Annotated in this window: 26 protein-coding genes; 9 read left to right on the top strand and 17 right to left on the bottom strand. The window is 72.2% G+C overall.

The features are described 5' to 3' along the window. Positions 1–36: 36 nt before the first annotated feature. From ACWDVW_RS02325 to ACWDVW_RS02305, 5 genes are all read right to left on the bottom strand, one after another. Positions 37–1,404, bottom strand: a complete 1,368-nt coding sequence (locus tag ACWDVW_RS02325; RefSeq protein WP_449943747.1) for an acetyl-CoA carboxylase biotin carboxylase subunit — start codon at positions 1,402–1,404, stop codon at positions 37–39. Between the two features lie 155 nt (positions 1,405–1,559). Next, positions 1,560–2,186 carry a TetR/AcrR family transcriptional regulator gene (locus ACWDVW_RS02320; RefSeq protein ID WP_350697946.1) on the bottom strand — a complete coding sequence of 209 codons (627 nt, stop codon included), beginning with the start codon at positions 2,184–2,186 and terminating at the stop codon, positions 1,560–1,562. A gap of 91 nt (positions 2,187–2,277) precedes the next feature. After that, positions 2,278–5,166, bottom strand: coding sequence for a hypothetical protein (locus ACWDVW_RS02315; protein WP_449943743.1), 2,889 nt, complete (start codon positions 5,164–5,166; stop codon positions 2,278–2,280). Positions 5,167–5,172: 6 nt separating this feature from the next. Next, complete coding sequence (locus ACWDVW_RS02310) at positions 5,173–6,960, bottom strand: HSP90 family protein (protein ID WP_449943740.1); 1,788 nt, start codon at positions 6,958–6,960, stop codon at positions 5,173–5,175. Positions 6,961–7,035: 75 nt separating this feature from the next. After that, positions 7,036–8,217, bottom strand: a complete 1,182-nt coding sequence (locus ACWDVW_RS02305; RefSeq protein WP_449943737.1) for an FAD-dependent oxidoreductase — start codon at positions 8,215–8,217, stop codon at positions 7,036–7,038. Between the two features lie 108 nt (positions 8,218–8,325). Here ACWDVW_RS02305 and ACWDVW_RS02300 point away from each other — a divergent pair, with 108 nt between their 5' ends. Next, the gene (locus ACWDVW_RS02300; RefSeq protein WP_449943735.1) at positions 8,326–8,928 is read left to right on the top strand and encodes a TetR/AcrR family transcriptional regulator; all 603 of its coding nucleotides are present in this window, start codon (positions 8,326–8,328) and stop codon (positions 8,926–8,928) included. Between the two features lie 102 nt (positions 8,929–9,030). Here the strand turns inward: ACWDVW_RS02300 and ACWDVW_RS02295 are convergent, their stop codons facing one another. The 3 genes from ACWDVW_RS02295 to ACWDVW_RS02285 form a co-directional block, all read right to left on the bottom strand. Beyond that, positions 9,031–9,921 (bottom strand): sulfurtransferase, encoded by an 891-nt coding sequence (locus tag ACWDVW_RS02295; protein ID WP_449943733.1) that lies wholly within the window; start codon positions 9,919–9,921, stop codon positions 9,031–9,033. A gap of 276 nt (positions 9,922–10,197) precedes the next feature. Continuing rightward, entirely contained in the window at positions 10,198–10,965 is a 768-nt protein-coding gene (locus tag ACWDVW_RS02290) for an SGNH/GDSL hydrolase family protein (protein WP_449943730.1), read from the bottom strand. Between the two features lie 166 nt (positions 10,966–11,131). Then, positions 11,132–11,518, bottom strand: coding sequence for a hypothetical protein (locus ACWDVW_RS02285; protein WP_396743832.1), 387 nt, complete (start codon positions 11,516–11,518; stop codon positions 11,132–11,134). Between the two features lie 217 nt (positions 11,519–11,735). Between ACWDVW_RS02285 and ACWDVW_RS02280 the strand changes: the two genes are divergently transcribed. After that, positions 11,736–12,545 carry a helix-turn-helix domain-containing protein gene (locus ACWDVW_RS02280; RefSeq protein WP_449943726.1) on the top strand — a complete coding sequence of 270 codons (810 nt, stop codon included), beginning with the start codon at positions 11,736–11,738 and terminating at the stop codon, positions 12,543–12,545. Continuing rightward, positions 12,530–12,718, top strand: coding sequence for a DUF397 domain-containing protein (locus tag ACWDVW_RS02275; RefSeq protein ID WP_449943723.1), 189 nt, complete (start codon positions 12,530–12,532; stop codon positions 12,716–12,718). The genes ACWDVW_RS02280 and ACWDVW_RS02275 overlap by 16 nt, the downstream gene beginning before the upstream one ends. A 95-nt stretch (positions 12,719–12,813) precedes the next feature. On the opposite strand, the gene ACWDVW_RS02270 is transcribed toward ACWDVW_RS02275, so the two are convergent. The 3 genes from ACWDVW_RS02270 to ACWDVW_RS02260 form a co-directional block, all read right to left on the bottom strand. Then, positions 12,814–13,713: an alpha/beta fold hydrolase gene (locus ACWDVW_RS02270; RefSeq protein ID WP_449943720.1), complete on the bottom strand. Its 900-nt coding sequence runs from the start codon at positions 13,711–13,713 to the stop codon at positions 12,814–12,816. A gap of 109 nt (positions 13,714–13,822) precedes the next feature. Continuing rightward, the gene (locus ACWDVW_RS02265) at positions 13,823–14,584 is read right to left on the bottom strand and encodes an HAD family hydrolase (protein ID WP_449943716.1); all 762 of its coding nucleotides are present in this window, start codon (positions 14,582–14,584) and stop codon (positions 13,823–13,825) included. Between the two features lie 67 nt (positions 14,585–14,651). Beyond that, positions 14,652–15,095, bottom strand: a complete 444-nt coding sequence (locus tag ACWDVW_RS02260) for a hypothetical protein (RefSeq protein ID WP_396743818.1) — start codon at positions 15,093–15,095, stop codon at positions 14,652–14,654. A 132-nt stretch (positions 15,096–15,227) separates the two neighbouring features. Between ACWDVW_RS02260 and ACWDVW_RS02255 the strand changes: the two genes are divergently transcribed. The 6 genes from ACWDVW_RS02255 to ACWDVW_RS02230 all read left to right on the top strand — a co-directional run bounded on the left by ACWDVW_RS02255 (position 15,228) and on the right by ACWDVW_RS02230 (position 21,134). Next, on the top strand, positions 15,228–16,397 hold the full coding sequence (locus tag ACWDVW_RS02255; RefSeq protein WP_449943712.1) for a sensor histidine kinase: 1,170 nt from the start codon (positions 15,228–15,230) through the stop codon (positions 16,395–16,397). Then, positions 16,394–17,056 carry a response regulator gene (locus tag ACWDVW_RS02250; RefSeq protein WP_449943710.1) on the top strand — a complete coding sequence of 221 codons (663 nt, stop codon included), beginning with the start codon at positions 16,394–16,396 and terminating at the stop codon, positions 17,054–17,056. The genes ACWDVW_RS02255 and ACWDVW_RS02250 overlap by 4 nt, the downstream gene beginning before the upstream one ends. 40 nt (positions 17,057–17,096) lie before the next feature. Further along, entirely contained in the window at positions 17,097–18,857 is a 1,761-nt protein-coding gene (locus ACWDVW_RS02245) for a proline--tRNA ligase (RefSeq protein ID WP_449943707.1), read from the top strand. A gap of 56 nt (positions 18,858–18,913) precedes the next feature. Then, positions 18,914–19,339, top strand: a complete 426-nt coding sequence (locus ACWDVW_RS02240; RefSeq protein WP_350697960.1) for a CBS domain-containing protein — start codon at positions 18,914–18,916, stop codon at positions 19,337–19,339. A gap of 427 nt (positions 19,340–19,766) precedes the next feature. Continuing rightward, complete coding sequence (locus tag ACWDVW_RS02235; RefSeq protein ID WP_449943703.1) at positions 19,767–20,195, top strand: SufE family protein; 429 nt, start codon at positions 19,767–19,769, stop codon at positions 20,193–20,195. Positions 20,196–20,312: 117 nt separating this feature from the next. Beyond that, the gene (locus ACWDVW_RS02230; RefSeq protein WP_449944182.1) at positions 20,313–21,134 is read left to right on the top strand and encodes a DsbA family oxidoreductase; all 822 of its coding nucleotides are present in this window, start codon (positions 20,313–20,315) and stop codon (positions 21,132–21,134) included. 53 nt (positions 21,135–21,187) lie between these two features. On the opposite strand, the gene ACWDVW_RS02225 is transcribed toward ACWDVW_RS02230, so the two are convergent. The 6 genes from ACWDVW_RS02225 to ACWDVW_RS02200 all read right to left on the bottom strand — a co-directional run bounded on the left by ACWDVW_RS02225 (position 21,188) and on the right by ACWDVW_RS02200 (position 25,476). Beyond that, positions 21,188–21,736 carry a YbaK/EbsC family protein gene (locus tag ACWDVW_RS02225; protein ID WP_449944179.1) on the bottom strand — a complete coding sequence of 183 codons (549 nt, stop codon included), beginning with the start codon at positions 21,734–21,736 and terminating at the stop codon, positions 21,188–21,190. 136 nt (positions 21,737–21,872) lie between these two features. Next, positions 21,873–22,067: a hypothetical protein gene (locus tag ACWDVW_RS02220; RefSeq protein ID WP_396743799.1), complete on the bottom strand. Its 195-nt coding sequence runs from the start codon at positions 22,065–22,067 to the stop codon at positions 21,873–21,875. Between the two features lie 37 nt (positions 22,068–22,104). After that, the gene (locus ACWDVW_RS02215) at positions 22,105–22,884 is read right to left on the bottom strand and encodes an SDR family oxidoreductase (protein WP_449943700.1); all 780 of its coding nucleotides are present in this window, start codon (positions 22,882–22,884) and stop codon (positions 22,105–22,107) included. Positions 22,885–22,953: 69 nt separating this feature from the next. Next, entirely contained in the window at positions 22,954–23,583 is a 630-nt protein-coding gene (locus ACWDVW_RS02210; protein WP_449943697.1) for a GAP family protein, read from the bottom strand. Positions 23,584–23,652: 69 nt separating this feature from the next. Continuing rightward, positions 23,653–25,101 (bottom strand): MFS transporter, encoded by a 1,449-nt coding sequence (locus ACWDVW_RS02205; protein WP_449943695.1) that lies wholly within the window; start codon positions 25,099–25,101, stop codon positions 23,653–23,655. A 114-nt stretch (positions 25,102–25,215) separates the two neighbouring features. Then, a complete protein-coding gene (locus ACWDVW_RS02200; protein ID WP_396743787.1) occupies positions 25,216–25,476 on the bottom strand; it encodes a hypothetical protein in 261 nt (86 codons plus the stop codon). Between the last annotated feature and the right edge of the window lie 77 nt (positions 25,477–25,553).

Here is a 25,553-nt window from a genome sequence, read left to right as displayed (position 1 = left end):
GCGCACGCCGCAACGGGCACCTCGGGACCGGCGGGGTCAGCGCATCCGGGAGACGACGCCGGTGTCGTAGTCGCCGGAGACGAACTCCGGGTTCTCCAGCAACTCGGCGAAGAACGGCAGGTTGTTCTTGGGACCGGCCAGCTCGAATCCGGCCACCGCCGCGCGGGCGCGGGCGATCGCCTCGGCCCGGGTGGGCGCGTCGACCACGAGCTTGGCCATCAGGCTGTCGTAGAACGGGGTCACGGTGTTGCCGGCGACATAGCCGGAGTCGACGCGTACTCCGGCACCGGTCGGCTCGACCCAGGTCTTGACCACGCCTGGGCCGGGCAGGAAACGCTTCGGGTCCTCGGCGTTGATCCGCAGCTCGATGGCGTGCCCGCGCGGCGTCAACGCGTCCGGGTCGAAGGTCGGCGCCAACCCGGCGGCCACCCGGAGCTGCTCCTCGACCAGGTCGAGGCCGTAGACCAGTTCGGTGACCGGGTGCTCCACCTGAAGCCGGGTGTTCATCTCCAGGAAGAAGAATTCTTCGGAGGCGGGGCTGTCCCCTCTGAGATCCCGCTGACGCGGGACCAACAAGCATTCCACCGTGCCCGCGTTGCGGTACTTCACCGCCTCGCCGGCCCGGACCGCCGCCGCCAGCAGGCGGGTACGCAGTTCCGGCGTAACCGCCGGTGACGGCGACTCCTCGACCAACTTCTGGTTGCGGCGCTGCACCGAGCACTCGCGTTCACCCAACGCCACCACCCGGCCGTCGGCCAGCCCGAGGATCTGCACCTCGACGTGACGTACCCGGGGGAAGTAGCGCTCGATCAGCACCGAACCGTCGCCGAACATCCGCTCGGCGAACGCGCGCACCTTGTCGTACTCGGTGTCCAGCGCGGCCTCGTCGGCGGCCACGCCCATGCCCATGCCACCACCGCCCGCAGCGGCCTTCACCATCACCGGATAGCCGATCTCGGCCGCCGCGGCGCGTGCCGCAGGCAGGTCCGCCGCCGGCTCGGTGGTGCCGGGTGCCACCGGTACGCCGGCCGCTGCCATGAGGTTCCGCGCATTGATCTTGTCGCCCATGGCGCTGATCGCGTCCGCGTCCGGTCCGACCCAGATCAGACCGGCCGCCTCGACCGCGCGGGCGAAGTCGGCGTTCTCCGACAGGAAGCCGTAGCCGGGGTGGATCGCCTGCGCCCCGGTCGACTCGGCGGCGGCGAGGACGGCCTCGGCGTTGCGGTAGCTCTGCGCCGGGTTGGCCGGTCCGACACAGATCGCCTGGTCGGCTTCGGTGACGAACGGCAGGTCGGTGTCGGCCTCCGAGTGCACCGCGATCGCGCGTACCCCGAGCCGCTTGGCGGTACGGATGATCCGGCGGGCTATCTCACCTCGGTTGGCGACCAGCAACGACTCGATCATGCTTCCTCCGCGTTCCATTTTGTGGGACGCGGGCAAGCCAACCACGCCGGCCCGGATGTAAGGAAGGGTCCCCTGCTAACGCCTGCGGTATAGCAGGGGTCCCCTCCTAACACCCAGGCCGGAGAAGGATGCGGAGTGGTGCGCGCGGGTGCGGGTCAGGCCGGGTCGGTCGGGGCGAGCAGGGCAGCCAGGGTGGCGGCGCGCAACAGCTCGGCCCGGCGGCGACGGTCGACCTCGCCCCCGAGGAACGGGGTGGAGTTCATCAGGCCGAAGGCGGCGTGCGCCAACACCCGCGCCTCGCCCGCCGGCAGGCCGGGATGCAACGCGGTCAGCACGATGACCCACTCCTCGACATAGAGGCGCTGGAGTCGCCGGATGCGCCGCCGAGGCTCCTCGGGCAGCCGGTCCAGCTCGTGCAGGTGCAACGCGATGACGGCCGGGTTGGCCAACGCGAAGTCGACGTGGAAGTCGATCAGCGACTCCAGGACCGCCCGAGGGTCGCCGGGATGCGCGGCGGACCGCTGCCGACCGCCCTCCAGCAGGCCCTCGCTCACCGGCACCAGCGCGGCGACCAGCATCGCCTCCTTGCCGGCGAAGTGGTGGTAAAGCGCCGGGCCGGTCACCCCGGCGGCCGCGCCGATGTCGTCCATCGACACGCCGTGGTAGCCGCGGGAGGCGAAGAGCCCCACCGCGATCTCCAGAATCTCGTCCTTGCGGGACCGGCGCCGCCCCGATCCCGTGGCCCCGCTGCTCCCGCCCCGGGCCTGCTGCTCCACCGTCACCGGGCCAGCGTAGACCCACCGGGGGTAAGACGTGGGCCCTCGGTTACCCGCCAGTCCGATTGCCGGGAACGCTCCCTGTTTCCCCAGGTCGTCAGTGGTCGTGGTCCAGGCCGTGCTGCTTGCGCAGGTCGGTCGCCTCCGCCGAGCGGCCCAGCTCGTCCAACGACCGGGCGAGCAGCCAGGCGGCCTGAGACGCCGGCCTCGACTCGGTCGGCAGACCACCCAGGACCTCACGCAGCACCGGCTCCGCCTCGGCCGGTCGGCCCTGCCGCAGCAGCAGCTCGCCGGTGAGGATCTCCACCTGGGCCGCCTCGCCGAACGCCTCCACGGATCGCAGTCGGTGCGCGACCCCGGCCAGCCGGTCCAGCGCCTCGCCCTCCCGGTCGTCCCCAGCCAGCACCCGCGCCGCCGTCTCGGCCGCCAACGACACCTCGTAGATCACCGGGGGCTCGTCGGTGGCCCCGGCGGTCAGCTCATCGGCGAGCCGGTCGGTCGCCTCGACCGCGCGCAGCGCACTGGCCGTCTCATTCGCGTAGAGGTACGCGGACGCCTCCCGACGTCGGGCCCGCAGCTCGTCCAGGTGCAGACCGGCGAGCTGGTACGCCGAGGCGGCCGCCGCGAACTTCTGTCCCGCCGCCGCGTCCCGGTCGGCCTGGTAGAGGATGTCCCCGGCGTCTTCGAGCACCTGCGCCCGATGCGGGAGATTGTCCGGTCCGTCGAGGTTCTCGGCGAGCCGGTCCAACAGAGCCAGCGCCGCGTCGATCTCGCCCAGCCCCTGGTAGATGCCGGCCAACATGTGTCGGGCCGCATCGGCGTCGGCCTGGTGACCGAGCCGGTCCAGACCGGTCACCGCCTCCTCGGCCACCTCGGCCGCCTCGCCGAGTCGCCCGGCCACCCGGTACGCGGTGGCCAACTCCCAGCGCAGGTAGGCGTCACCGGCCTCGCCCCGCTCGACGCAGAGCGCCACCGCCTCGGCGAAGTCCTCCACCGCCTCGTCGGCGCGCTGTGCCGCGATCAGCGCCCGGGCACGGGTCACCCGCGCCGGCAGGAACAGCGCGTCCCCGGCGTGGGCCAGTGCCTCGTCGCACGCGGCGACCGCCTCTGCCGGATCCTGCGCGACGCGGGCGTGCGCCAGGGCGGCGGTGGCGATCAGCTCCGGGACCCCTGCCTCCTGGGCGAGCCGATGGGCCTGCTCCGCGCCGGTCCGGAAGGCGTCCTCGTCGTCGAGCTGTTCGAGGATGTGCGCCCGGTGCAGCGCGATCCGGGCCGCCAGGAACGGGTCTCCCGCGCCGTCGGCCGCCCGCTCGGAGGCGGCCAGCGCCTCCGGCCAGCGGGCCTGCTGCGCCAGCACCACGGCCAGCCGATCGTGCGCGGCGGCCCGCTGCCGGGCGTCGCCGTGCTCGTCGAGGAAGTCGGCGGCGGTGTGCGCCAGCGCGTACGCCTCCTCGTCCGGCTCCTCGCCCTGTGCCAACAGCGCGCCGAGGCGGCTGGCGACGACCTGGGCGCGAGCCGGGTCGGACAACTCCTCGTACGCCGCGATGGCCGTCCGGTTGGCCGTCACCGCGCCGGCGACGTCCCCGGCGTCGACCAGCTCGGCGGCGCGCAGTTCGCCCCGGAGGGCACGCTCGCGCGGCGACAGCTCCGCCTCGCCGAAGCGTTCCTCGAAGGCGGTCAGGACGGCACGCATGCCGACGCGGTCGTGGGCCGACCACCGCTGCTCGGCCAGTGCCAGCAGTTCGCCCGCGTCCGCCTCGGCGGGTACGACGAACTCCGCCGACCGACGCGGCTCGGGGACCGTGACCTCGCGCGACGGGACAGCCTCGGAGGCAGTCTCGGCGGCGGTGGCGGTGCGGGTGGTGGGCACCGGTCGACGCCGCAGGCTCGCCGAGAGGGGCAGGTGGTCGCCGACCGGCGTCACGGCCAGTCGCCGGGCGATGCCCTCGGACTGGGTGCTGTTGCCGTTGCGGGTGTCGAACCGGGCGGCGATGCCGGTCGCCGTCTCGGCCAGCTCGGCGGCGAGCGCACCAAGCGTCACCTCGGCGGCCGGTCGCTCCCCGAAGGCGCGGCGGTGCACGGTCAGGGTCTGGTCGTCCACCTGGCGCAGCGCGGCGGCGGCCGACGCGGCGAAGTGCATCGCGGCGCCCGGCGAGGGAGCCCGGTCCAGCCAGTCCAGGTGGCGCTCGACGATCTCCAGCGCCCGCGCCTCGTTGCCGGTCAACGTGCAGAACTCGATGTGCTCGCTGACGTCCCACAGGTCGGCGATGCTGCCCCGGTGGCGGCGGTACGCCTCCCGGTGCGCGTTGCGCGCCTCGTCGTGCCGACCGCTGTGCAGGTATGCCGGCAGCAGCGCGGTGAGGATGCCCTGCGGCTGCTCGGTGCAGCTCAGCCGCCCGCTCAGCACCGGCTCGGCCAGGGCCACCGCCTCGTCGTGGCGGCCGGTCCGGCTCAGGTGGTTGACCTGGGTGGTCGGGTCACAGCCCGCGCAGTCGGAGAGCTGGTCGCGGGGTGTGGTGAGCCACTTGCGGTACCACTCCTCGGCCTGCTCACGGTCGCCCAGGTGGTCGGCCACCCGGTAGCGGTACTTGTAGACGGCCTGGAGGCTGTGCCCGCCCTCGCGGTAGCGCCGCTCCATGTCGTCGAGCACCGCGTGGGTGCGGTCCAACGGCACCTCGGGGAAGCTCAGCATCCCGTTGACCATGTGCTTGAAGTGCCAGAGCAGGTGCTGGGCGTACCGCTGGTGGTAGGGCTGCGGGTCCTTGTCGAACTCGGCCAGGCACCAGGCGAAGACGACGAACGACTTGGCCGGCTCGCCGCCGTAGATGTAGGTGGTGATGCCCTGGATGCGGACCGCGAAGGCGAGGTGCCGGTCCTCACCGGCGTCCGCCCGACGCAGCAACTGCTCCAACGCGGCGATCTGTCCGACGCCGTACGGCATCTCGCCGGTCTGGCGCAGCATCCGCCACAGGTCCTCGTCGGCCACGACGTCTCACTCCTGTCCAGGGACGGCCCGACCCAGCAGGCCGAGGAAGGAACTGTTGAGCAGGGCGGCGTCCGCCGCGCGGATGGGATGGTGCCCGAGCAGCAACGCCTGCCCGTAGAGCGCCTCGACGGCGAGCCCGACCAGCTCCGGGTCACCGAGTGCGGTGATCCGGCGTACCAGTGGGTTGCGGTGGTTGAGCACGAGCTGCGGGCGGTCCGCCGGAGCGGAGGCGGCCAACGCGTCGAGGACGCCGCCCCACAGCTCGTCGGCCTTGTCCCGGCTGGCGGCGAGCTGGTCGGTGAACGCGGCCGAGCGGCTCAGCAGGTACAACGCCGGGAGGGAGGCCGGATCGTAGGCCCGGATCAGCACCTCGCAGCCGAGGCGTTCCAGGGCCCGACCGGCGGCGGTGAGGAACGGCCGCAACGCCAACTCGACGTGCGGTTCGAGGGCGTGGAACCGGGTGGTCAGGTCGCTCGGTTCGAGCCGTTCGATGAGCACCGTACGGTCCACCGTGGGCAGTCGCTCGATCAGCTCGCTGTCGTACGTGTAGCCGCCGTTGACCACGGCCAGGTCCTGCGCGGCGGCGACGGCCGCGAGCTGGCGGAACTCGTCCAGGCTGGCGGCGTACCGGACCAGGCCGTAGCGCTGCCGGAACTCGGCCAGGGTGAGCGTGCCGACGTTGGTGTCCATCGGCCACCACTGGTCGACCAGGGTGAGCATCTCGTCGTCGTGCAGGGCGAGCGCCTTGACGCCGAGGTGGTGCACCTGGAGGAACTCGGCCAACCGGTGCGGCTGGTGCTTGGCGAGCCGGACCAGCCAGCCACGGATCTGCGCGCCGAGCGACTCGCGGGTGCTGGTGAGCAGGGAGTCCTCGTAGAGCGCCTCGCGGCTGGCGGTGGGCCGCAGCTCGCTGGTGTCGACCACGCAGTGCGCGAAGAAGGCCCAGTCCGGCAACAGGCCGTCGGCGTGCTCGGTGAGCAGCATCCGCTTGAGATAGACCCGGTGGCCGGCCCGGGCGGCCGGGTTCACGGCGGTGGGCAGGATGAACGCCACCCCGGTCAGCCCGGACTCCGGCACCCGCAGCGGCACCACGTCGAACGGGTCGACGCCGAGCGTCTCGCGGGCGTACGCGATCAGGGCGGCCCGGTCGACGGTCGCGCCCGGGCTGGTCGGCCAGGGCGGTTCCCCGGTGGTGGTCACCACGCTGCCGACCCGGACGGTCACCGGCAGCAGGCTGCCGTAGAGGCGGGCCAACTCGGTGACGGTGGCGGTGGCGTACCACTGGTCGGCGTCCTGACGCGGCACCAGGGTGACCGTGGTGCCGACCTCGGCGCGGGCCTCCTGCGGTGGGGCCAGGCGCACCGCGTAGCGGCCGTCGGCGTAGCCGGTCCAGAGCACGGTGGGGTGGTCGCCGTTGCGGGTGACCACCCGGATCTCGTCGGCGACGAGGAAGCAGGAGAGCAACCCGATGCCGAACTGGCCGAGGAACTCGTGGCGGGAGAAGCCCAGCTCGTCCCGTTTGGAGCTGCGGCCGATGGTGGCCAGCAACTCGTGCACCTGCGCCTCGGTCAGCCCGATGCCGGTGTCGTGTACCCGCAGGGTGCCGTCGCCGGTCAGCTCGGGCGGCTCGATCCGGACCAGGGCCGGCGCGTCGGGCTCGGCGGCCCGACGCGCGGTGATCGCGTCCACCGCGTTCTGCATCAGCTCGCGGACGTAGACCCGTGGGCTGCCGTAGAGGTGATGACTGAGCAGGTCGACCACGCCACGCAGGTCCACCTGGAAGGTACGGTCCACGCCTTGTCCGCTCCCCGCTCCCGGATGTCGGCGCCCACCGTACCGGTGCGGGCCGACATCCGCGTGCCCGATTCCTCAGCGAGACCTCGCCGGGTGGGCCACCTTATCGGACGCGCGTTGGCTGAGCCCGGAGAGCCGCAGGGCGACCCGTCGACGGACCGGTGGCAGCGCCGAGAACAGGCGCAGCAACGCGTCCCGGGCCGGACGTCCGGCGGCGGGCACGGTGGCGAGCCGGGTCAGCCGGTCGGCGAAGCCCGCCACCTCGTGGGCGAGGGGACGACGCCGGGCGGCGTACTCGTCCAGGACGGTCTCGGTGCCCCCGGCCAGCACGGCTGCCAGGGTCTCGCCGAGGTCGACGGCGTCGCAGATGCCGAGGTTCATGCCCTGCCCACCGGCCGGGCTGTGCACGTGCCCGGCGTCCCCGGCGAGCAGCACCCGACCTGCGCGAAAGGTCTCCGCGACGCGTCGGTGCAGCCGGAACCGCGAGGACCAGAGGACCTCCCGGACCTGGTCCGGCCGCCGTCGCAGGCCCCGCTCGTCGAGCAGTCGTTGCAGGTAGGGCAGGTCCGGCTCGGCGGGCGGGTCGGTCACGGTGGCGACCAGCCGCACCCGGTCGTCGGGCAGCGGCGCCCAGACCAGCGGTCCGCCCATGGCGAGGAAGACCGACGCGCCGTCGCGGGGCAGCGCGCTGTCCAGGCGTACGTCGGCCAGGACGAACGACTCCGCCGACCCGTCCGGGCCGGTGAAGGGGATACCGGCCAGCTCGCGGACGGTGCTGTGGATGCCGTCGGCGCCGATGACCCAGCGCGCCCGGACGATGGCGTCACCGAACTGCGCCACCACGCCGTCGGCGTCCTGGCGCAGCCCGGTCAGCCGGTACGGCCGCAGCACCCGCCCGCCGGCCTCGGCCAGCCGCTCGGTGAGCACCTCCTCGGTGACCGACTGGGACACCATCAGCGCGTACCGGTGGCGGCTGGGCAGCCGGTCGAACGGCACGGTGATCAGCACCCGGTCCCGGTCGCGGACGCTGAACCGGGCCGACGGCAGTCCGCGTGCGACCAGCGGCGCGCCCGCGCCGAGCAGGTCCAGCATCTCCAGCGTGTACGCGTGCACGACCGCCGCCCGTGAGGTCACCGCCGGTGTCTCCTGCTGGTCGACCAGGGTGACCTCGACCCCCCGGCGGGCCAACGTGAGCGCGGCGGTCAGGCCGGTCGGACCGGCTCCGACGATCAGGACGTCCGTGGTTCCGGGCAGCATGACGACCTCCCCCGATCAGCTTGCCAACAAATGTTGGCAAACACTTGTTGGCAACGCTAGGCGCCCCCGGGCGAAGAAGTCAACACGTGTTGGCATACCGTCGTGCACATGACGGAAGGCGTACCGCAGAACGAGCCGGCACCCGGCGGTGGCCGCCCGCGCAACGCGGACGCGACCCGCGCTGCCATCCTGCGGGCCGCCCGCGAGCGCTTCGCGGCCGACGGCTACGACCGGGCGACGATCCGGGCCATCGCCGCCGACGCACGCATCGACCCGTCGATGGTGATGCGCTACTACGGCAGCAAGGAGGGCCTGTTCGCGGCGGCGGCCGAGTTCGACCTGCGACTACCGGACCTGAGTGGCACACCGGCCGACCGCCTCGGCGAGACCCTGGTCGCCTACTTCTTCACCCGCTGGGAGGGGGACACCACGCTGCCGGCGCTGCTGCGCACGGCCAGCACCAACCCGAGCGGCGCCGAGCGGGTACGCGACATCTTCGCCACCCAGCTCGGCACGGCCGTGGCCCGGGTGGTCGCCGACCCGACGGAAGCCCCACACCGAGCCGGCCTGGTCGCCAGCCAACTACTCGGCGTGGCCCTGACCCGGTACGTCCTGCACCTGCCACCCATGGTCGACCTCTCCCCACCCGCCCTGGTCGCCTGGCTGGCCCCCACCATCCAGCGCTACCTCCGTGACCCCACGCCCGGCTGATCCCGGCGTGGCGAACACCCCGATCGCCAAGTCGATCAAGGAGTTCTGGTCAGGATCGGACGGTGGGAGCCCCCAAACTTCTTGATCATCCCGGTGGGCGGCTCACTTCGGGTCGGGGCCCTTGACGACGGGAGCCCGGACCAGGTTGCCCCACTCGGTCCACGAGCCGTCGTAGTTGCGCACGCGCGGGTACCCCAGCAGGTGCCGCAGCACGAACCAGGTGTGGCTGGACCGCTCGCCGATCCGGCAGTACGCGATCACGTCGTCGTCCGGGCTCAACCCGAGCTGGTCGGCATAGATCGCGCGCAGCTCGTCGGCCGACTTGAAGGTGCCGTCCTCGTTGGCAGCGGACTTCCACGGCTTGCTCACCGCACCCGGGATGTGCCCGCCGCGCAGCGCGCCCTCCTGCGGGTAGTCCGGCATGTGCAGCATCTCGCCGGTGTACTCACCCGGCGACCGCACGTCCACCAGCGGCCGGTCGGCGGCGACGTGCGCCGACACGTCCTCCCGGAACGCGCGCACCGGCGCGTCGTCGCGCTGCGGCACCGGGTACTCCGCCCTCGGCCGGGCCGGCTTGTCCCGGGTCAGCTCCCGCCCCTCGGCGATCCACTTCTGCCGACCGCCGTCGAGCAGCCGCACGTCCCGGTGGCCGAAGAGAGTGAAGACCCAGAGGGCGTACGCGGCCCACCAGTTGAAGTTGTCGCCGTAGAAGACGACCGTGTCGTCACGGCCGATGCCCTTGGCCGCACACAACTCGGCGAACCGCTCGGCGTCCAGGTAGTCGCGGGTCACCTGGTCGTTCAGCTCCAGATGCCAGTCGACCTTCACGGCGCCGGGAATGTGGCCGGTGTCGTAGAGCAGCACGTCCTCGTCGGACTCGACCACGACGAGACCCTCGTCGCCGAGGTGCTCCGCCAGCCATTCGGTGGTCACCAGTCGCTGCGGGTCCGCGTACGACTGGAGTCGGGGATCGGGATCACTGGGCACAGACATGAGCCCCAAGGTACGCCGAGCAGCCGCGTCCGCGTGGGGTTGTGTGTAAGGAGGGGTCCCCTGCTAACGCCTCCGGTATAGCAGGGGACCCCTCCTAACAACATGCAGCGAGCGGCAGCACCGCCTGGAGCACCCAGTCGGCCTTTGCCCGTCGATCATGGAGTTGTGGTGCGGCCAAAGCCACTAATATCCGCCCATACTGTCGACCACAACTCCATGATCGACGGGGCTAAGCGGGATGGGGCTAAGCGGGATGGGGCTGGGCGGGGTGGGGGATCAGTCGGGGAGGGGGGTGAGGGTGGGGCGTTTCGCGGTGCGGGTGTCGCCGGAGGAGCGGCCGGTGAGGCGGCGCTTGAGCCAGGGCGCCAGGTGTTGACCGGCCCAACGCAGGTCGGCGGTACGGGCGGCCAACCACGGGCTCGGCGTCGGCTTCTGCGGTACGAGCAACCACTCCTCATCGCAGCCGACGCCCAGCGCGTCGAGCACCTGGGCGGCGACCCGGCGGTGACCGACCGGCGACAGGTGCAGCCGGTCGGTGCTCCAGAGCAGCGGGTTGAGGTACGTGTCGTCGGCGTACAGGTCGACCAGGATCGCGCCGTACCGCTCGGCGGTCTCCCCGACGGCACGGTTGAGCAACTCGACCCGTGGTGCGATCAGCCGCTGCCCGGGCAGTCGGGCCATCACGTCGGCGAACCGGAACAGCACCACGTCGGCACCGCCCGAACGCAGATCGCGGACGACCTCGTCGAAGCGGCCGACCAGCGCGGCCGGGTCGAAGTTGCGGCGCAGCACGTCGTTGCCGCCGGCGGCGAAGCTGATCAGGTCGGGCCTCATCGCCAGCGCGGACGGCACCTGCTCAGCCACCACATGCGGGAAGAGTCGGCCGCGAATGGCCAGGTTGGCGTACCGGAACTCGGGCCCGGCCTCGGCGGCCAGCCGGGTGGCCACCAGATCGGCCCACCCCCGGAACGTGCCGTCCGGGTACGCGTCGTCCAGGCCCTCGGTGAAGCTGTCCCCGACCGCGACGTAACTGCGCCAGCGCACTGCTCACTCCTCGAAGCTGCGGGTAAGGCTGCCGGTGTGCGGCTGCCGGTAAGGAAGGGCACCTTATTAACGCCTGCGGTATAGCAGGGGTCCTCTCCTAACACATGGGAGTCTGGCACCGGTCGCATTCACCGGTCTGCCCCGCGTTCGCCGAACGTGGCAGACGTCATCCCTCCGGCGACGCGGCGGGCAGGCGGCAGCGGCCGGTGCAGGCGCGCGGCGGGTCGACCGCCGAGCGACGGTACGGCCCCCAGGCCACAAACCGGGCAAACAGCTCAGGCGGTGTCGGGCCGCCGTCCGGGTCGAGCCGGAACAGGTCGAGGGTCGCCTCGAAGTACAGCCCGGACAGGTAGACGGCCAGGTCGAGCCAGCGGTCGTCGTACTCGACACGGAGCAGCAACCGCGCCTCGGCGCAGGGCCACGAGTGCCCGCAGGCCCGACACAACCAGAGCGGACGCAGCGGCAGATGCTGCGGGCCGGACATCGGGTGCTGCCGGGGCCGCTCGGCCGCCGGGCCACGACGCGGCACCGGGTACGACTTCGGGTGGGACATCTCGACCTCCGCCTCCGGGTGGGGCCGCCCCGGCACGGGGGAGGTGTCGGGACGGCCCCGGTGCAGTCCCACCCCGTCCCCGGTGGATGGGAGCAGGACCGCCGGGTGACAGTCTGCTGACCGGACGACTACTGTCGGAAGGCATCGACACCGGCCGTGGCGATGGTGACGCCGGGCCGGGCAGCCATCCGAGCGGCCGAAAATTCGTGGAGGCAGTGTGGAATCCGAGCCGACCGCCGAACTGATCCGGGCGCAGTTGCGCAGGCTGCGACTCTCGGCCGACCTGACCCAGGAGGATTTCGGCAAGTTGGTGCACTTCTCCGGCTCGCAGGTCTCCGCGATCGAGCTGGGGCAACGCCCGTTCGACCGGCTCTTCCTCAAGCGGGCCGACGAGGTGCTGAAAAGCGACGGCCTGTTGTCAGGGCTACTGCGCATCGCCGAGCTGCACGGCCAGCCGAACTGGCTACGCCCCTGGCTGGACGCCGAGCGCAACGCGCGGCAGTTGCGCTGCTACCACCCGACGCTGATTCCCGGCCTGCTACAGACCGAGCACTACGCCCGCGCGGTGATCCAGTCCGACGACATGCTCAGCGACGAAGAGGTCGAACGGCGGTTGGCAGTACGGATGGATCGTCAGGCGATCCTGACCCGACCGGACCCGCCGATCCTCGTCGCGGTGATCGAGGAGACCACGCTGCACCGGGCCGACGAGGGTTTCCGAGGCATCATGACTCAGCAGATCGGTCACCTGCTCGAATGTGTCAAGCGTGGCGGCGTGCTGGTGCATCTAATTCCGGCAGAGGTGAGCGTGCATGTCGGGCTCATCAGCCCGCTCACTCTGGCCCGAGGCGCCGATGGTGACTGGCTAGGACACCTGGAGAACCATGTCGGCGGCACGACCATCGACAGGGACGAGGAAATCGCTACGCTGCTCACGAGGTGGGAGAGCGTCCGTAGCGTCGCCCTCCCTAAGGGACAGTCAGAGCTGCTGATGAAGGAAGTGATGGAGTCATGGTCCACGATCTGACTGGCGCAGACTGGCGCAAGTCCACCCGCAGCGGCAGCGGCGAGTGCGTCGAAGTCGCCGCCAACCTGCCCGGCATCGTCGGCGTCCGCGACAGCAAAGACGCCACCGGCCCGGCGCTCGTCTTCACCCCGACCGCCTGGCACGCCTTCATCACCGAGGCCAAACGCCCCTGACCCGGACGGCAACGACCACGCCCCAGGCCCGTCAGCGTTGACGACCGTAGGGTCCCAGGCCGACAACACCAGCACGGCCAGGACCAGCGGAGGGGTCAGGTCAGCGACGTCACCTGCATGATCGCGTCGGCGAAGGCCCTCGGTGCTTCCTGCGGCAGGTTGTGCCCGATGCCGCCGCTGATCGTGCGGTGCTCGTACGGGCCGGTGAACTGCTTGGCGTACACCTGCGGTTCCAGGTGGGGTGCGCCGTTGGCGTCGCCTTCGAGGCTGATGGTGGGCACCGTGACGGCGGGCTTGTCGGCCAGCCGGTCCTCCAGGTCGGCGTACTGCGGTTCGCCGTCGGCCAGGCCCATCCGCCAGCGGTAGTTGTGGATCACGATGTCGACGTGGTCGGGGTTGTCGAGGGAGGCCGCACTCCGGTCGAACGTCGCGTCGTCGAAGCTCCACTGCGGGGACGCCGTCCGCCAGATCAGTTTGGCGAAGTCCCGCAGGTTGCGGGCGTATCCCTGACGGCCTCGGTCGGTGGCGAAGTAGAACTGGTACCACCAGGCGTGCTCGGCCTCCGGGGGCAAGGGTGCCTTGCCCGACTCCTGGCCGTCGATCAGGTAACCGCTGACCGCGACGAGGCCGATGCAGCGGTCCGGCCAGAGGGCGGCCAGGATGTCGGCGGTGCGGGCACCCCAGTCGAACCCGGCCACCGTCGCCTGCCGGACGTCGAGGGCGTCCAGCAACGCGACCGCGTCGCAGGCCATGGCCGCCGGTTCGCCGTTGCGGACGGCGTCGGGCGAGCGGAAGCTTGTCGTGCCGTAGCCGCGCAGGTGCGGCACGAGCACCCGGTGACCGGCGTCGGTGAGCAGCGGCACCACGTCGGCGAAGCTGTGGATGTCGTACGGCCAGCCGTGCAGCAGCAGGACGACCGGCCCGTCCGGCGGTCCGGCGTCGACGTAGCCCACGTTCAGGACACCCGCGTCGATCTGCCGCACGTCATCGAACAACGCCCCACTCCTCGCCCTCGATCACCGACCGCTCCCCCGGACGGTAGGACGCGACGGAAGGCGACGACGACGGTTCCGGCAAGGACGGCGGCAGCCGCTGCGGCGCTGGCTAGAATCCCGCGTCGTCGCTGCCGCGCAGCAGGTCGAGCAGCCCGTGACCGTCCTCGATCCAGGCGTCCGGCGCCAACTCGGGCGCGTCGGGCTCGCGGTCGGTGCGCGGCGAGCGCATCAGGACCGCCGCCCCGACACCGGCCCGCCGCGCGCAGGCGATGTCCCGGTGCAGGCTGTCGCCGACGAACCAACACCGATCCACCGGTACGCCGATGGCGTCGGCGGCCAACGCGGCGAAGCGCGGATTCGGCTTGCGCAGCCCCGTCTCGTCGCTGTAGAACTCGGCGACGAATCGGCCGGACAGTCCAGCGGCGGCCAGGAAGTCGCGGTGGGCAGCACCGCAGAGCGCGTTACTGACCACGGCCATCGGCACGCCTGCCTCGGCAGCGGCCGCCAACGCCTCGGGGATTCCGGGTCGCACCTGCCACTCGGAGCGCCACGTCGACGCGTACGCCAGCGGGGTGGCCTGTCGCGCGACGGCGGCCCGGGCCGGTTCGGGCCAGGTGTGGGTGACGAAGTCCGCCCACACCCGGTCGTGCGTCAGCTCCATCGGCTCGGCCGAGACGCCGGTCTCGTCCCGCCACCGCCCGTACGCCCGCGCGCCCGAGGTCAGGTCGGCCGCGATCCGCTCGTCCGGCAGGGCACCGTCGATCACCTCGGACATCCGCCGGACGACCTCCGGCGACGCCCACCCGTTCCCCGGTGCGTCCGCCAGCACGCCCCCGAAATCCAGCAACAGTCCGCCCGGCGCCCGCATCATGCCCCCATCCTCGCCCAGAGCGTCACCGGCGACGGGCCCGGTGTGGAGATGCGCCGATCTGCACCGGTCAGGGGCGTACCCGGCTCAGCGCCCAGGCGACGAGACCGGTCACCACGCCCACGATGACGCCGGTGAAGACGCTGCTGATGGTGGCGAAGAACCGGATGACGACCGTCTGGGCACCCGGGGCCAGGTCGGTGAGGTTGCCGCCGAGCGTCGGCGGCTCGTCGAAGGCGACGTCCCAGAGGAGCTGGTGGGTGACCGCCAACAGGACGCCGTAGCAGAGGCCGACCGCGAGCAGGGTCAGGAACGGGTTGGGTACCCGCCGCACCAGCGCCACCGTGATCCAGACGACCGGCGGTACGACCACCAGCAGCAGGTTGACGAAGGTGCCCTCGTGCACCAGGCCCAGATCGTGCAGCACCACCCGGGGCAGGCCGAGCAGCGCCAACCCGACCAGGGCGAGCAGCGGCAGGCCGAGCGCGGAGCGGTGCGACGAGACAGTGGTCATGCCGGCAACGCTAGGGACGGCCGGGCCGCCCGCCATCCGCACGCGGACCCGATCGCGGTACGTCGGGAGGCGACCCCGGACGTCGCCTCCCGACGACTCCGGCGCCCCCCGTCCGCGCCGTACGCTGGGCCGGTGAGCGGTCAGCCGAGCCAGCCTCCGGTACGCCGGGTCCGGCCCTGGCTCACCGACGTACTCCTCGGCGTGGGCGTCACCGCCGTGGTCTCGGTGGTGATCACCGCCAACGAGGGTGGTCGGCAGGAGCCGGACCGGATCGCGTACCTGTGGGCGGTCGGTCTCGGCGCGCTGATGCTGGCCCGCCGCCGCTACCCGGTGGTGGTGCTCGCCGTCACGGTGCTCGGCCTGTTCGCCTACTACGCCGCCGGCTACCCGGCGGTCGGTCTGGCCGTGCCGGTGGCCGCCGCCCTCTTCTCCGCCGCCGAGCAGGGTCGCCTCGCCGCCTCGGTCGGCGCCGCCGTGCTGGTGGTCGTGGTCTCGGTGGTGGTCCGTCTCGCCGAGGGCCAGAACTTCTCCTTCGTCGTCGGCTACGAGCTGGCCGGTCACGTCCTGCTGATGGGCGCGGCGATCGCGCTCGGCGACAGCCTGCGATCCCGGCGGGCCGCGCAGGCCGACGCGCGACGGATCGCCGAGCTGACCGAGGAGCGATACCGGCAGGAGGCGGACGCCCGGGTGCAGGGTGAGCGGCTCGCGATCGCCCGGGACCTGCACGACTCGCTCGGCCACACCACCTCGGTGATCGCGTTGCACGCCGACGTGGCCCGGGAGGCGTTGGGCCGCGACGAGGAGGCCACCCGGTCGGCCCTGGAGCTGATCCGCGCCACCGCCCGCCGGAGCATGGACGACCTGCGGCGGACGGTGACGCTGCTGCGCCGGGACGACGACCCGCCCCGGACGGTCGTGTCGCTGGCGCACCTCGACGCGGTGGCCGGGGCGGCCGGTGCCGCCGGGTTCGACGTCGACGTGCAGGTCCGGCTGCGCGCCGCGCTGCCGGCACCGGTGGAGGCCGCCGCGTACCGGATCGTCCAGGAGGCGGTCACCAACGTGGTCCGGCACTCGGCGGGCAGCCGAGTGGAGATCAGCGTCGCGCAGGACGACCGGCAGGTGACCGTGTCGGTCACCGACTCCGGCGCGGACCGGCCGACCATCGACCGGGCCACCGGCGGCGGGCACGGCATCGCCGGGATGCGGGAGCGGGCCCAGAGCCTCGGCGGCTCACTCACCGCCGAGCACCAGGCCACCGGTTTCGCCGTACGGGCCGAACTGCCGTTGGCGGGTACGACGTGACGACCGTGCTCGTGGTCGACGACCAGGACCTGGTCCGGGCCGGAATCCGCACGCTGCTGGAGTCTGACGCGCAGATCAGCGTCGTCGGGGAGGCCGCCGACGGCCGCACCGGCCTGCACCTGGCCCGCCGGCTGCGGCCGGACGTGGTGCTGATGGACATCCGGATGCCGATCCTGGACGGGTTGGCCGCCACCGCCGCGATCCGCGCCGACGAGACGCTGACCGGGACGCGCGTGCTGATCCTCACCACCTTCGACGACGACGAGGACATCGTCGAGGCGGTCCGGCTCGGTGCCGCCGGGTACCTGCTCAAGGACACCGGCTCGGACGACCTGCGGCGAGCCGTGCACACCGCAGCGGCCGGTGGGAACCTGCTCTCGCCCACCGTCACCCGCCGGGTGATGGAACAACTCGCCGCCGTTCCCCGGCTGCCGCCGCCGGACCCTCGGCTGGCCGTGCTCACCGCGCGGGAACGGGCCGTGCTGGCCCGCGTCGGGCTGGGCGAGACCAACGACGAGATCGGCCGCGCGCTGTTCATCAGCCCCGCCACCGCCCGGACGTACGTGAGCCGTCTGCTGGCCAAGCTGGACGCCCGGGACCGGACCGCGTTGGCCGTCATCGCCCACCGCGCCGGGCTCGCCGACCCCGACCACGGCTAATCGGATCGCCGTCCCGTACCCCGGGTCGTACGCTGCGGCCATGCTGCTGCGCATGTCGACCACGCTGATCCGGACACTGCGCGAGGACCCGGCCGACGCGGAGGTGCCGAGTCACCGGCTGCTGCTGCGCGCCGGTTACCTGCGCCGCGCCGCCCCGGGCGGGTACACCTGGCTGCCGCTGGGCAAGCTGGTGCTGGACCGGGTCGCCGAGATCGTCCGGGCCGAGATGGCCGCGATCGGTGACCAGGAGGTGCACTTCCCGGCGCTGCTGCCGGCCGAGCCGTACCGCACCAGCGGACGCTGGACCGAGTACGGCGACGACATCTTCACGCTGGCCGACCGGCGTGGCGCCGAGCACCTGCTCGCCCCCACCCACGAGGAGTTGGCCGCGCTGCTGGTGAAGGACCTGTTCACCTCCTACCGCGACTTCCCGGTCACGTTGTTCCAGGTCCAGACCAAGTTCCGCGACGAGGCCCGGCCGCGCGCCGGACTGCTGCGCGGACGCGAGTTCCTGATGAAGGACGCGTACTCCTTCGACCTGGACGAGGCGGGGCTGCGCGCGGCGTACGACCGGCACCGGGACGCGTACCGGCGGGTCTTCGACCGGCTGGGCCTGGAGTACACGGTGGTGCACGCGACGTCGGGGGCGATGGGCGGTTCCGCCTCGGAGGAGTTCCTGGCCATCGCGCCGGTCGGCGAGGACACGTTCGTGGGCTGCACGGACTGCCACTACGCGGCCAACACCGAGGCGGTGACCACGCCCGCCCCGGCAGCCGGTGACCCGCTGGCCCGGCCGCCCGTCGAGGTGCACGACACCCCGGAGACGCCCACCATCGCCAGCCTGGTCGCGCTGGCCAACGACCGTCGACTCGCCGGACGCGACGACTGGACCGCCGCCGACACCCTCAAGAACGTCGTGCTGACCGTACGCCGACCCGGCATCGACGAGACCGAACTACTCGTCATCGGCGTGCCCGGTGACCGTGAGGTCGACCTCAAGCGGCTGGCCGCGGTGCTGGCACCGGCCACCGTGGACGTCTTCGACGCCTGGGACGAGCGCCCCGACCTGGTCCGGGGCTACATCGGGCCGCAGGTCTTCGACAAACTCGGCATCCGCTATCTGGTCGACCCCCGGGTGGTGCCCGGCACCGCCTGGCTGACCGGGGCGAACGAGCCGGGACGGCACGCCACGAACGTGGTCTGTGGCCGCGACTTCACGCCGAACGGCACCGTCGAGGCCGCCGACGTACGCCCCGGCGACCCCTGCCCCGCCTGCGTCGGCGGGAGCCTGACCATGCGTCGGGGCATCGAGATCGGACACATCTTCCAGCTCGGCCGCCGCTACACCGACGCCTTCGCAGTCGACGTCCTCGGGCCGCAGGGCAAGCCGGTACGCCCCACCATGGGCTGCTACGGCATCGGGGTGTCCCGGGCGGTGGCCGCGATCGCCGAGCAGCACCACGACGACCGGGGACTGGTCTGGCCGGCGGCGATCGCCCCCTGTGACGTACACCTGGTGGCGGCCGGCAAGGGTCCCCAGGTCGAGGCGGCGCTCGACCTCGGCGCCCGACTCGCCGCCGCCGGCCTGCGGGTATTGGTGGACGACCGGGCCGGAGTCTCCGCCGGGGTGAAGTTCACCGACGCCGAACTCATCGGCATCCCGCGCACCGTCGTGGTCGGCCGACGCCTGGCCGACGGGTACGTCGAGGTGCGTGACCGGTCCACCGGAGAACGTGCCGAGATCCCGGTGGAGAACGTGACGGACCATCTCGTCGAGGAGTTGGCGCGAAACGTGGTGTAGCGGTCACGTAACGGGGTACGGCATTCCGATCGGCAGATGGTGTTCTGGAGGCTCTCATGACCGAGTATCGGGTCGTCGACGTGATGACCAAGCAGGTGATCTACCTGTCGGCGGAGACCACACTGGACGAGGCCGCCCGGGTGATGCGGGACGCCGACATCGGCGACGTGGTGGTGACCGACGGCGCCGAACTGGCCGGCATCCTCACCGACCGCGACATCGTGGTCCGGGCGGTGGCGGAGAACGCCAGTGCGACGACCGCCACCATCGGCTCGATCCTCACCCGCGAAGTCGTGATGATCGAGCAGTTCTGCACCGCCGCGAAGGCCGCCGCCCTGATGCGCGAACGCGGCATTCGCCGCATCCTCGTCTGCGACCACGAACGCAAGCTGGTCGGCATCGTCTCCCTCGGCGACCTGGCGATGCAGCTCGACCCCACCTCCGCCCTCAGCGAGATCAGCGAACAGGCCCCCCAGGTGTAGGGCCAGGTGTAAGGAAGGGCCCCTTCTTAACGCCTACGGTAGAGAAGGGGCCCCCTATTAACACCCCACGACGCACCGCGAGCCGCACCGCGCGACCACGCACCGCGCGACCACGCACCGCGCGACCACACCCGCGCCCGCGCACCGAGTGCACCGTGAGCCGCACCGCGCATCCGCGCACCCCAGCCCGTGAGCCCACGCCTGCGCCCGCGCACCGAGCGCACCGTGAACCGCACGGCGCATCCGCGCACCGCCCACCGCGCGCCCCCGCCCGCGAGCCGCGCCCACGCCCACGCCCACGCTCCGAGCGCGACACGCGCACGGCAACCATGCGCGACCGCGCTCACCGCACCGCGCTGCCACCGTGGTCGCGGCCGTACTCCGGCCGCGACCGCAGCGCCGAGCACGCCGCCGGTAGCCTGGCGGAATGCCCGAGATGCCGACCAAGCTGGCGGAGATCGTCGACGAGTTCGCCTCCGCACCCCGTGAGGTGGTGCTGGAAATGCTGCTGGAGTACTCCGACGCGGTGCCGCCGCTGCCCGACGGCCAGACCGGCCACGAGGGCATGGAGCAGGTGCCGGAGTGCCAGACGTCGTTCTTCCTGCGCGCCGAGGTGACGCCCGAGGGCATCGTCCGCACCCTGTTCGACTGCCCGCCGGAGGCGCCCACCACCCGTGCCTTCGCCGGCATCCTCGCCGAAGGGCTGGCCGGCGCGAGCCCGGAGCAGGTGCTCGCCGTACCAGACGACCTGTACCAGCGGATGGGTCTGGCGCAGGCGATCAGCCCGCTGCGGGTACGCGGCGGCAATGCCATCCTGGCCCGACTCAAGCGCCAGGTTCGCGAACAGGTCGGCTGATCGGCACCGACAGGTCCCGGAGCAGGCCCGTGACTCGCGCGACAGGCGTCGGGGAGACGTGGGGTCGGGGGCGCAAGTTCGGGGCATGCGACAGGCCCCGGGGCAACTGTCGACGCGATCTCCCGCCAGCTTTTCGCGGGCGGAGATCCACGTCGAGACAGCAGGCCCGGACGGAGGCGGGTCGGCTTTCTGGCAGACGCGGAAGCGGCCCGACCGTCTCGATGTCGCAGGCGCGGGAGCGGGCCGGATCATTCACCGGCAGGTACGGGAACAGATCGGCGTACCGGCGGGTTGTCTCCGGGCATGGAGATCGACATCTACGCCGACGTGGTCTGCCCCTGGTGCTGGATCGGCCTGCGTCGCCTGGAGGAGGCTCTCGCCTCGTACGACGGTGAGGTCACCGTCCGGCATCGCCCCTTCCAGCTCGACCCGTCCCCGGTGGCCGAGCCGGTGCCGCTGCTCGACGCGTTGGCCGCGAAGTTCGGCGGTCCGGAGCGGGCCCAACAGATGGCCGCGCAGGTCACCGAGATCGGTGCGAGCGTCGGGCTGGAGCTGAACTTCTCGCAGGCGATCGCGGCCAACACGTTCCAGGCGCACCGGCTGATCGACTGGGCATCCGAGCGGGGTCGTGGCACCGAGACGGTGAACGCCCTGCACAAGGCCCACTTCACCGACGGCGTCGACATCGGCGACCGGGAGGCGCTCGCCGGGATCGCCGCCGGTGTCGGGCTGGACGGCGCGCAGGCCCGCCGTTTCCTCGACTCCGAGGAGGGCGTCACCACTCTCGACGAGGAGCTGACCGAGGCGCGGCAACTCGGCATCACCAGCGTGCCGACCTTCGTGTTCGCCGGGAAGTACGGAGTCTCCGGCGCCCAGGATCCGGCCACCCTGCTCGCCGCACTCAACGAAGTCGCGGAGCGTGAGGCCGCCGACTCCTGACCCATCGACGGCGGCGATGTTTCACGTGCAACCACATCGACGCCGTTCGACAGTCAGACCGACTTGGCCAGTCCCTCCACCACCCGCGCGCCGGGCAACACGGCCAACGCCGGGCCCGGCAGGGCGATCTTGCTGTGCCGCACACCCGACCCGATGATCACGTAAGGTGCGGCCACCACCCGGGCGTCGACCAGGATCGGCCACTCCGGTGGCAACCCGATCGGGGTGATGCCGCCGTACTCCATGCCGGTCGACTCGACCGCGTCGGCCATCGGGGCGAAGCTCGCCTTGCGTACGTCCAGCGCGCGCCGGGCCACCCCGTTCACGTCGGCCCGGGTGGTGGCCAGCACCACGCAGGCCGCGTACCGGACGACGCCCTCCCGCTTGCCCGCGACCACCACGCAGTTGGCCGACTCGTCCAGCCCCACCTGGTACGCGTCGCAGAAGGCGGCGGTGTCGGCGAGTTCGGCGTCGATCGCCGAGACCAGTACCGCGTCGACGTCCACCGGCGCGTCGGCGGGCCACTGCGCCAGCGCGTCGGCGACCGGTGCGGCCAACAGGTCGGGACGACCACGGGCGGGCTCGGTGTGCAAAGTTCCCATCACGGATGCGATCGTCGCATCCGGGGCGGGTGCGCTGGTCACCGAGGCCCCCGGCGTGCGCCACGGTCACCCGCGCGCCGGGCCGGCGGCCAGCCGTGGGGCGACCGGCACCAGGACACGCCAGTCCCGTCGCCGGTCAGCCGTTGGTGAGGAAGCCGTGCTCCTGGAGCATCGCCCGGTCCCGGGCGACGGCCATCTCCTCCGCCCGCTCCGCCTGTACGCGGCGCGCCTCGATGTCCTCGAAGGCGTGTCGGACCGCGAGCCGGATCACCCCGTAGAGGAAGACGAAGCCGCAGACGTACAGGAGGCAGGTGACGACGAACGTGAGCATGAGCCGACGGTAGGGCGAACGTGAACGAGAGCGAGCGTCATCTTGTCGCCGTTCCCCCGTACGTGTCGGCCAGGTAGTCCGCCCAGGTCCGCCGACCCGTCGGGTGGGCCTCGGTGACCAGTCCACCGTCGCGCAGCTCGCGACCGAGGCGGCCGGGGAACCGCACCGGCAGCATCGGTCGGCGGGACTTCCGCGCCTGCCGCCAGGTGCGTACCGCGTCGTCGAACCGCAGCACCTCGGGGCCGCCGTACTCCACGATGCCGTCGCGCGGACCGTCGCGCAGCAGCTCGATCAGCTTGTCCGCCACCTCACCGGGATCGACCGGCTGGGCCACCACCGCCCGGTCGGCGATCACCGGGCCGAGCTTGCTCGACTTCTGCAGCAGCTCGTCGAGGAACTGCGGGAACTGGGTGGCCCGCAGCACCGTCCACGGCACTCCACCGGCGGCCACCACCTGCTCGGCGGCGAGCTTGTGCCGGTAGTACACGTACGGCACGCGGTCCACGCCCACGATCGAGATGTAGACCAGGTGGGCCACGCCCGCCCCGGCCGCTGCGGTGACCAGCCGGCGGGTGCCGAGCACGTCGATCTCGTGGGTACGCCGGGTCGGCGAGGACGCCAGGTGCAGGATCGCGTCCACCCCGGCCACCGCCGCCGCGACGCCCGCGCCGGTCGCCAGGTCCGCCACCACCCACTCGACACCCGATCCGGTACGCGCCCGCCGGCTGGTGGCCCGCACCTGGAATCCCTCGGCGACCAGCCGGGGCAGCACCGCCCCGCCGAGTCGGCCGCCCGCTCCGGTGACCAGTACCCGCATGTCAACCTCCTTCATCGACTACTCCGACGACGGGTCGAGGACCGGATGGCGTGACAGTTGTGGGCCACCTCACCGGGCCAGGTCCAGCACGGTGAGTACGACGAAGAACGCGATCACCGCCTCGCTGACCAGCCAGGCGTGGCTGTCGGCCCAGTCCCGGATCCGGGGCAGCACCGCCGCCGCCCGACGGCCCAGGAGCAGCAACGCCAGCAGCGGCAGAGCGAGCAGCGTCAGGGTGAGCAGCATGAACGGCAGCAGGTGCCACCACGGCAGACCCTGCCGGGCGGCACTGGCACCGACCGTGAGCATGGTCAGGTCGTCCGCCGGCATGGCCAGGAAGAGCAGCACGCCGACTCGGAGCGCATAACGGGGGGTGGCGTGTTGGAGCCGGCCCATCCAGGCGGGTGGCCCGGAGTGGCGCCGCAGGAACACCACCACCGCCAGGACGGCCAGCAGCACCAGGACGAGCCAGTCGACGATCCGTTCGAACCGGCCGTCACGGTCGTCGACGCTGATCCGGAACAGGTGGGTGACCAGCCAGGCCAGTGTCGTACCACCGCACACCACGATGGCCGCGCCGGCCAGGTAGCCCAGCGAGGCGACCCGGGGCCGGTCGGAGGAAGCGAAGAAGACCGCCGCCACCAACTGGGTCCCGGCGACCATGACCACGGCCAGCGGCAGGAGAGCCAGGAAGTTCATCGCGTGCCCATCCTCCCGGCTGCCACCACCCTGCACTCCGGATTCGGCGGATGCGCACACCCGCCGGGCTCAGGCGGCCCCGACCCGTACGCCGGGCACCACCCGACCGGCGAGCAGCGCGCCGACCAACGCCAGCCCGGCCGCCGCCGCGAGGGTCACCCCGTAGCTGCCCGGACCCGGTGCCGCGCCCGCCGCCAGCACCGCACCGGTCAGCGCCAGCACGACGGCGGCGGCGAGCGAATCGCACAACTGCAACGACGAACTGTTACGGCCCTGCTCGCCGGGGGCCGACAACTCCAGGGTCAGCACCGACAGCGACGGATAGAGCAGGCCCATGCCGGTCCCGGCCATCGCCCAGCCGGCCACGCCCACTCCCACCGGCACGGCCGGCACCACCGTGAGGCCCACCACCGCGACACCGACGGTGATGCAGGCCAGGCCGGTTCTCGGCAGGGTGGCACGGCTGCGTGGCGCGCGGACCCGGCCCTGGAGCCACGACCCGAACGACCAGGCGACCGCCCCGGTGGTCAGCACCAGACCGGCTGCGGTGGGCGAGAATCCGCGTTCCCGGGAGAGCATCAGTGGGATCACCACCTCCGCGCCGACGAACGCGCCGGAGGCCAGCCCACGCAGCCCGACCACGGTGGGCAGGCCCCGTCCGGCGCGCAGGAAGCCGCCGGGCAGCAGGCGCGGAGCGCAGACCAGCAGACCGACCAGGGCCGACGCGACCAACGCCACGGCGGTGGCGCCGCGCTGCTGACCCCCGATGTGCAGCAGTGCGGCGCTCACCCCCGCCCCGCACGCCCAGCCGATCCGCGTCAGCGGACCGGACGGGCCGGTCGCCGGACGCACCGGCCCGTCGACGCCGGACGCCGGCCCGTCCGGCGACCGGCCCGCTCCGGTAGCCCGGCCCGCGCCGATCGACCGTAGGCCCGGATGGACCAGCAGGACCGCCGGCACCGCCACCACCGGCACCGCCAGGAAGACCCACCGCCAGCCGACGTGCTCCACCACCAGGCCCGCCAGCAGCGGCCCCACCAGTGACGGCACCACCCACGCGGCGGCGAACGCGGCGAAGATCCGCCGGTGCAGGTGCTCCGGGTACGCCTTCGCGACGATCACGTACAACGCGACCGACAGCAGACCGGAGCCGAATCCCTGCACGATCCGGCCCACCACCAGCGTGCCCATCGTGATCGCGCTCCCGGCGAGCAGCAGCCCGACGACGAAGCCACCGAGACCGGACCACATCGGCCAGCGCGGTCCCCGGGCGTCGCACCAGATGCCGGAGATCACCATGGCCACCACGCCCGCCGCGAACGGGCCGCCGAAGGCGATCCCGTACAGGGCCAGACCGTCCAGGGCACGGGCCACGGTCGGCATCGCGGTGCCCACCGCCAGCGCCTCGAAGGCCAGCAACGACACCAGGGCGACGCTGCCCACCGTCATCGCCCGCAGCCGGGTGGCGAAGATCGTCTCCGCCGACGCCAGGCCAGGAGCCGAGGCGGTGGCGGTCACCGAACACCCGCAGCGCAGGACGGGACCTCGACGGAACGCCGGTACGGGACGATGGGCATGACCAGATCCTGCGACCTCAAGCCATGTTCAGGTCAAGGGTGACGCGGCTTACCCTCAGGCCGACTCCAACGCCTCCCCGATGCCCTTGGCCAGTCCCGACAGGCGCTGATCGGCCAGCAGGTGCCCGGCGGTGATCACCAGCGCCAACGGCCACTCGATCACCTGGAGCGCGGTGAGCACCCCGATACCCGCGTAGTAGGCGAGCTTGTCCGGCGGCGGCACGGCCACCATGCCGAGCCATGGGATCTCCACCCGGTGGGCGAACGCCCGCAGCGTCTCCTGCGTCCCGCTGAGTTCTCGTGTCAGCGCACTCATATCGGCCTCCCCGTGGACGACGACGCCTCCCTTGGACGACGACGCCCACCACGGATTCCACCGCCGAGGCGGTCCAT

Source organism: Micromonospora sp. NPDC003241 (assembly GCF_053589795.1).
Note: the sequence above shows the minus strand (reverse complement) of the source record. Positions and strands in the feature narration are given on the sequence as shown.

Coding starts and splice junctions, on each gene's coding strand:
- ACWDVW_RS02325 (WP_449943747.1), bottom strand. CDS start 1,404: ATGATCGAGTCGTTGCTGGTCGCCAACCGAGGTGAGATAGCCCGCCGG.
- ACWDVW_RS02305 (WP_449943737.1), bottom strand. CDS start 8,217: ATGCTGCCCGGAACCACGGACGTCCTGATCGTCGGAGCCGGTCCGACC.
- ACWDVW_RS02300 (WP_449943735.1), top strand. CDS start 8,326: ATGACGGAAGGCGTACCGCAGAACGAGCCGGCACCCGGCGGTGGCCGC.
- ACWDVW_RS02295 (WP_449943733.1), bottom strand. CDS start 9,921: ATGTCTGTGCCCAGTGATCCCGATCCCCGACTCCAGTCGTACGCGGAC.
- ACWDVW_RS02285 (WP_396743832.1), bottom strand. CDS start 11,518: ATGTCCCACCCGAAGTCGTACCCGGTGCCGCGTCGTGGCCCGGCGGCC.
- ACWDVW_RS02275 (WP_449943723.1), top strand. CDS start 12,530: ATGGTCCACGATCTGACTGGCGCAGACTGGCGCAAGTCCACCCGCAGC.
- ACWDVW_RS02265 (WP_449943716.1), bottom strand. CDS start 14,584: ATGATGCGGGCGCCGGGCGGACTGTTGCTGGATTTCGGGGGCGTGCTG.
- ACWDVW_RS02260 (WP_396743818.1), bottom strand. CDS start 15,095: ATGACCACTGTCTCGTCGCACCGCTCCGCGCTCGGCCTGCCGCTGCTC.
- ACWDVW_RS02245 (WP_449943707.1), top strand. CDS start 17,097: ATGCTGCTGCGCATGTCGACCACGCTGATCCGGACACTGCGCGAGGAC.
- ACWDVW_RS02240 (WP_350697960.1), top strand. CDS start 18,914: ATGACCGAGTATCGGGTCGTCGACGTGATGACCAAGCAGGTGATCTAC.
- ACWDVW_RS02235 (WP_449943703.1), top strand. CDS start 19,767: ATGCCCGAGATGCCGACCAAGCTGGCGGAGATCGTCGACGAGTTCGCC.
- ACWDVW_RS02225 (WP_449944179.1), bottom strand. CDS start 21,736: ATGGGAACTTTGCACACCGAGCCCGCCCGTGGTCGTCCCGACCTGTTG.
- ACWDVW_RS02220 (WP_396743799.1), bottom strand. CDS start 22,067: ATGCTCACGTTCGTCGTCACCTGCCTCCTGTACGTCTGCGGCTTCGTC.
- ACWDVW_RS02215 (WP_449943700.1), bottom strand. CDS start 22,884: ATGCGGGTACTGGTCACCGGAGCGGGCGGCCGACTCGGCGGGGCGGTG.
- ACWDVW_RS02210 (WP_449943697.1), bottom strand. CDS start 23,583: ATGAACTTCCTGGCTCTCCTGCCGCTGGCCGTGGTCATGGTCGCCGGG.
- ACWDVW_RS02200 (WP_396743787.1), bottom strand. CDS start 25,476: ATGAGTGCGCTGACACGAGAACTCAGCGGGACGCAGGAGACGCTGCGG.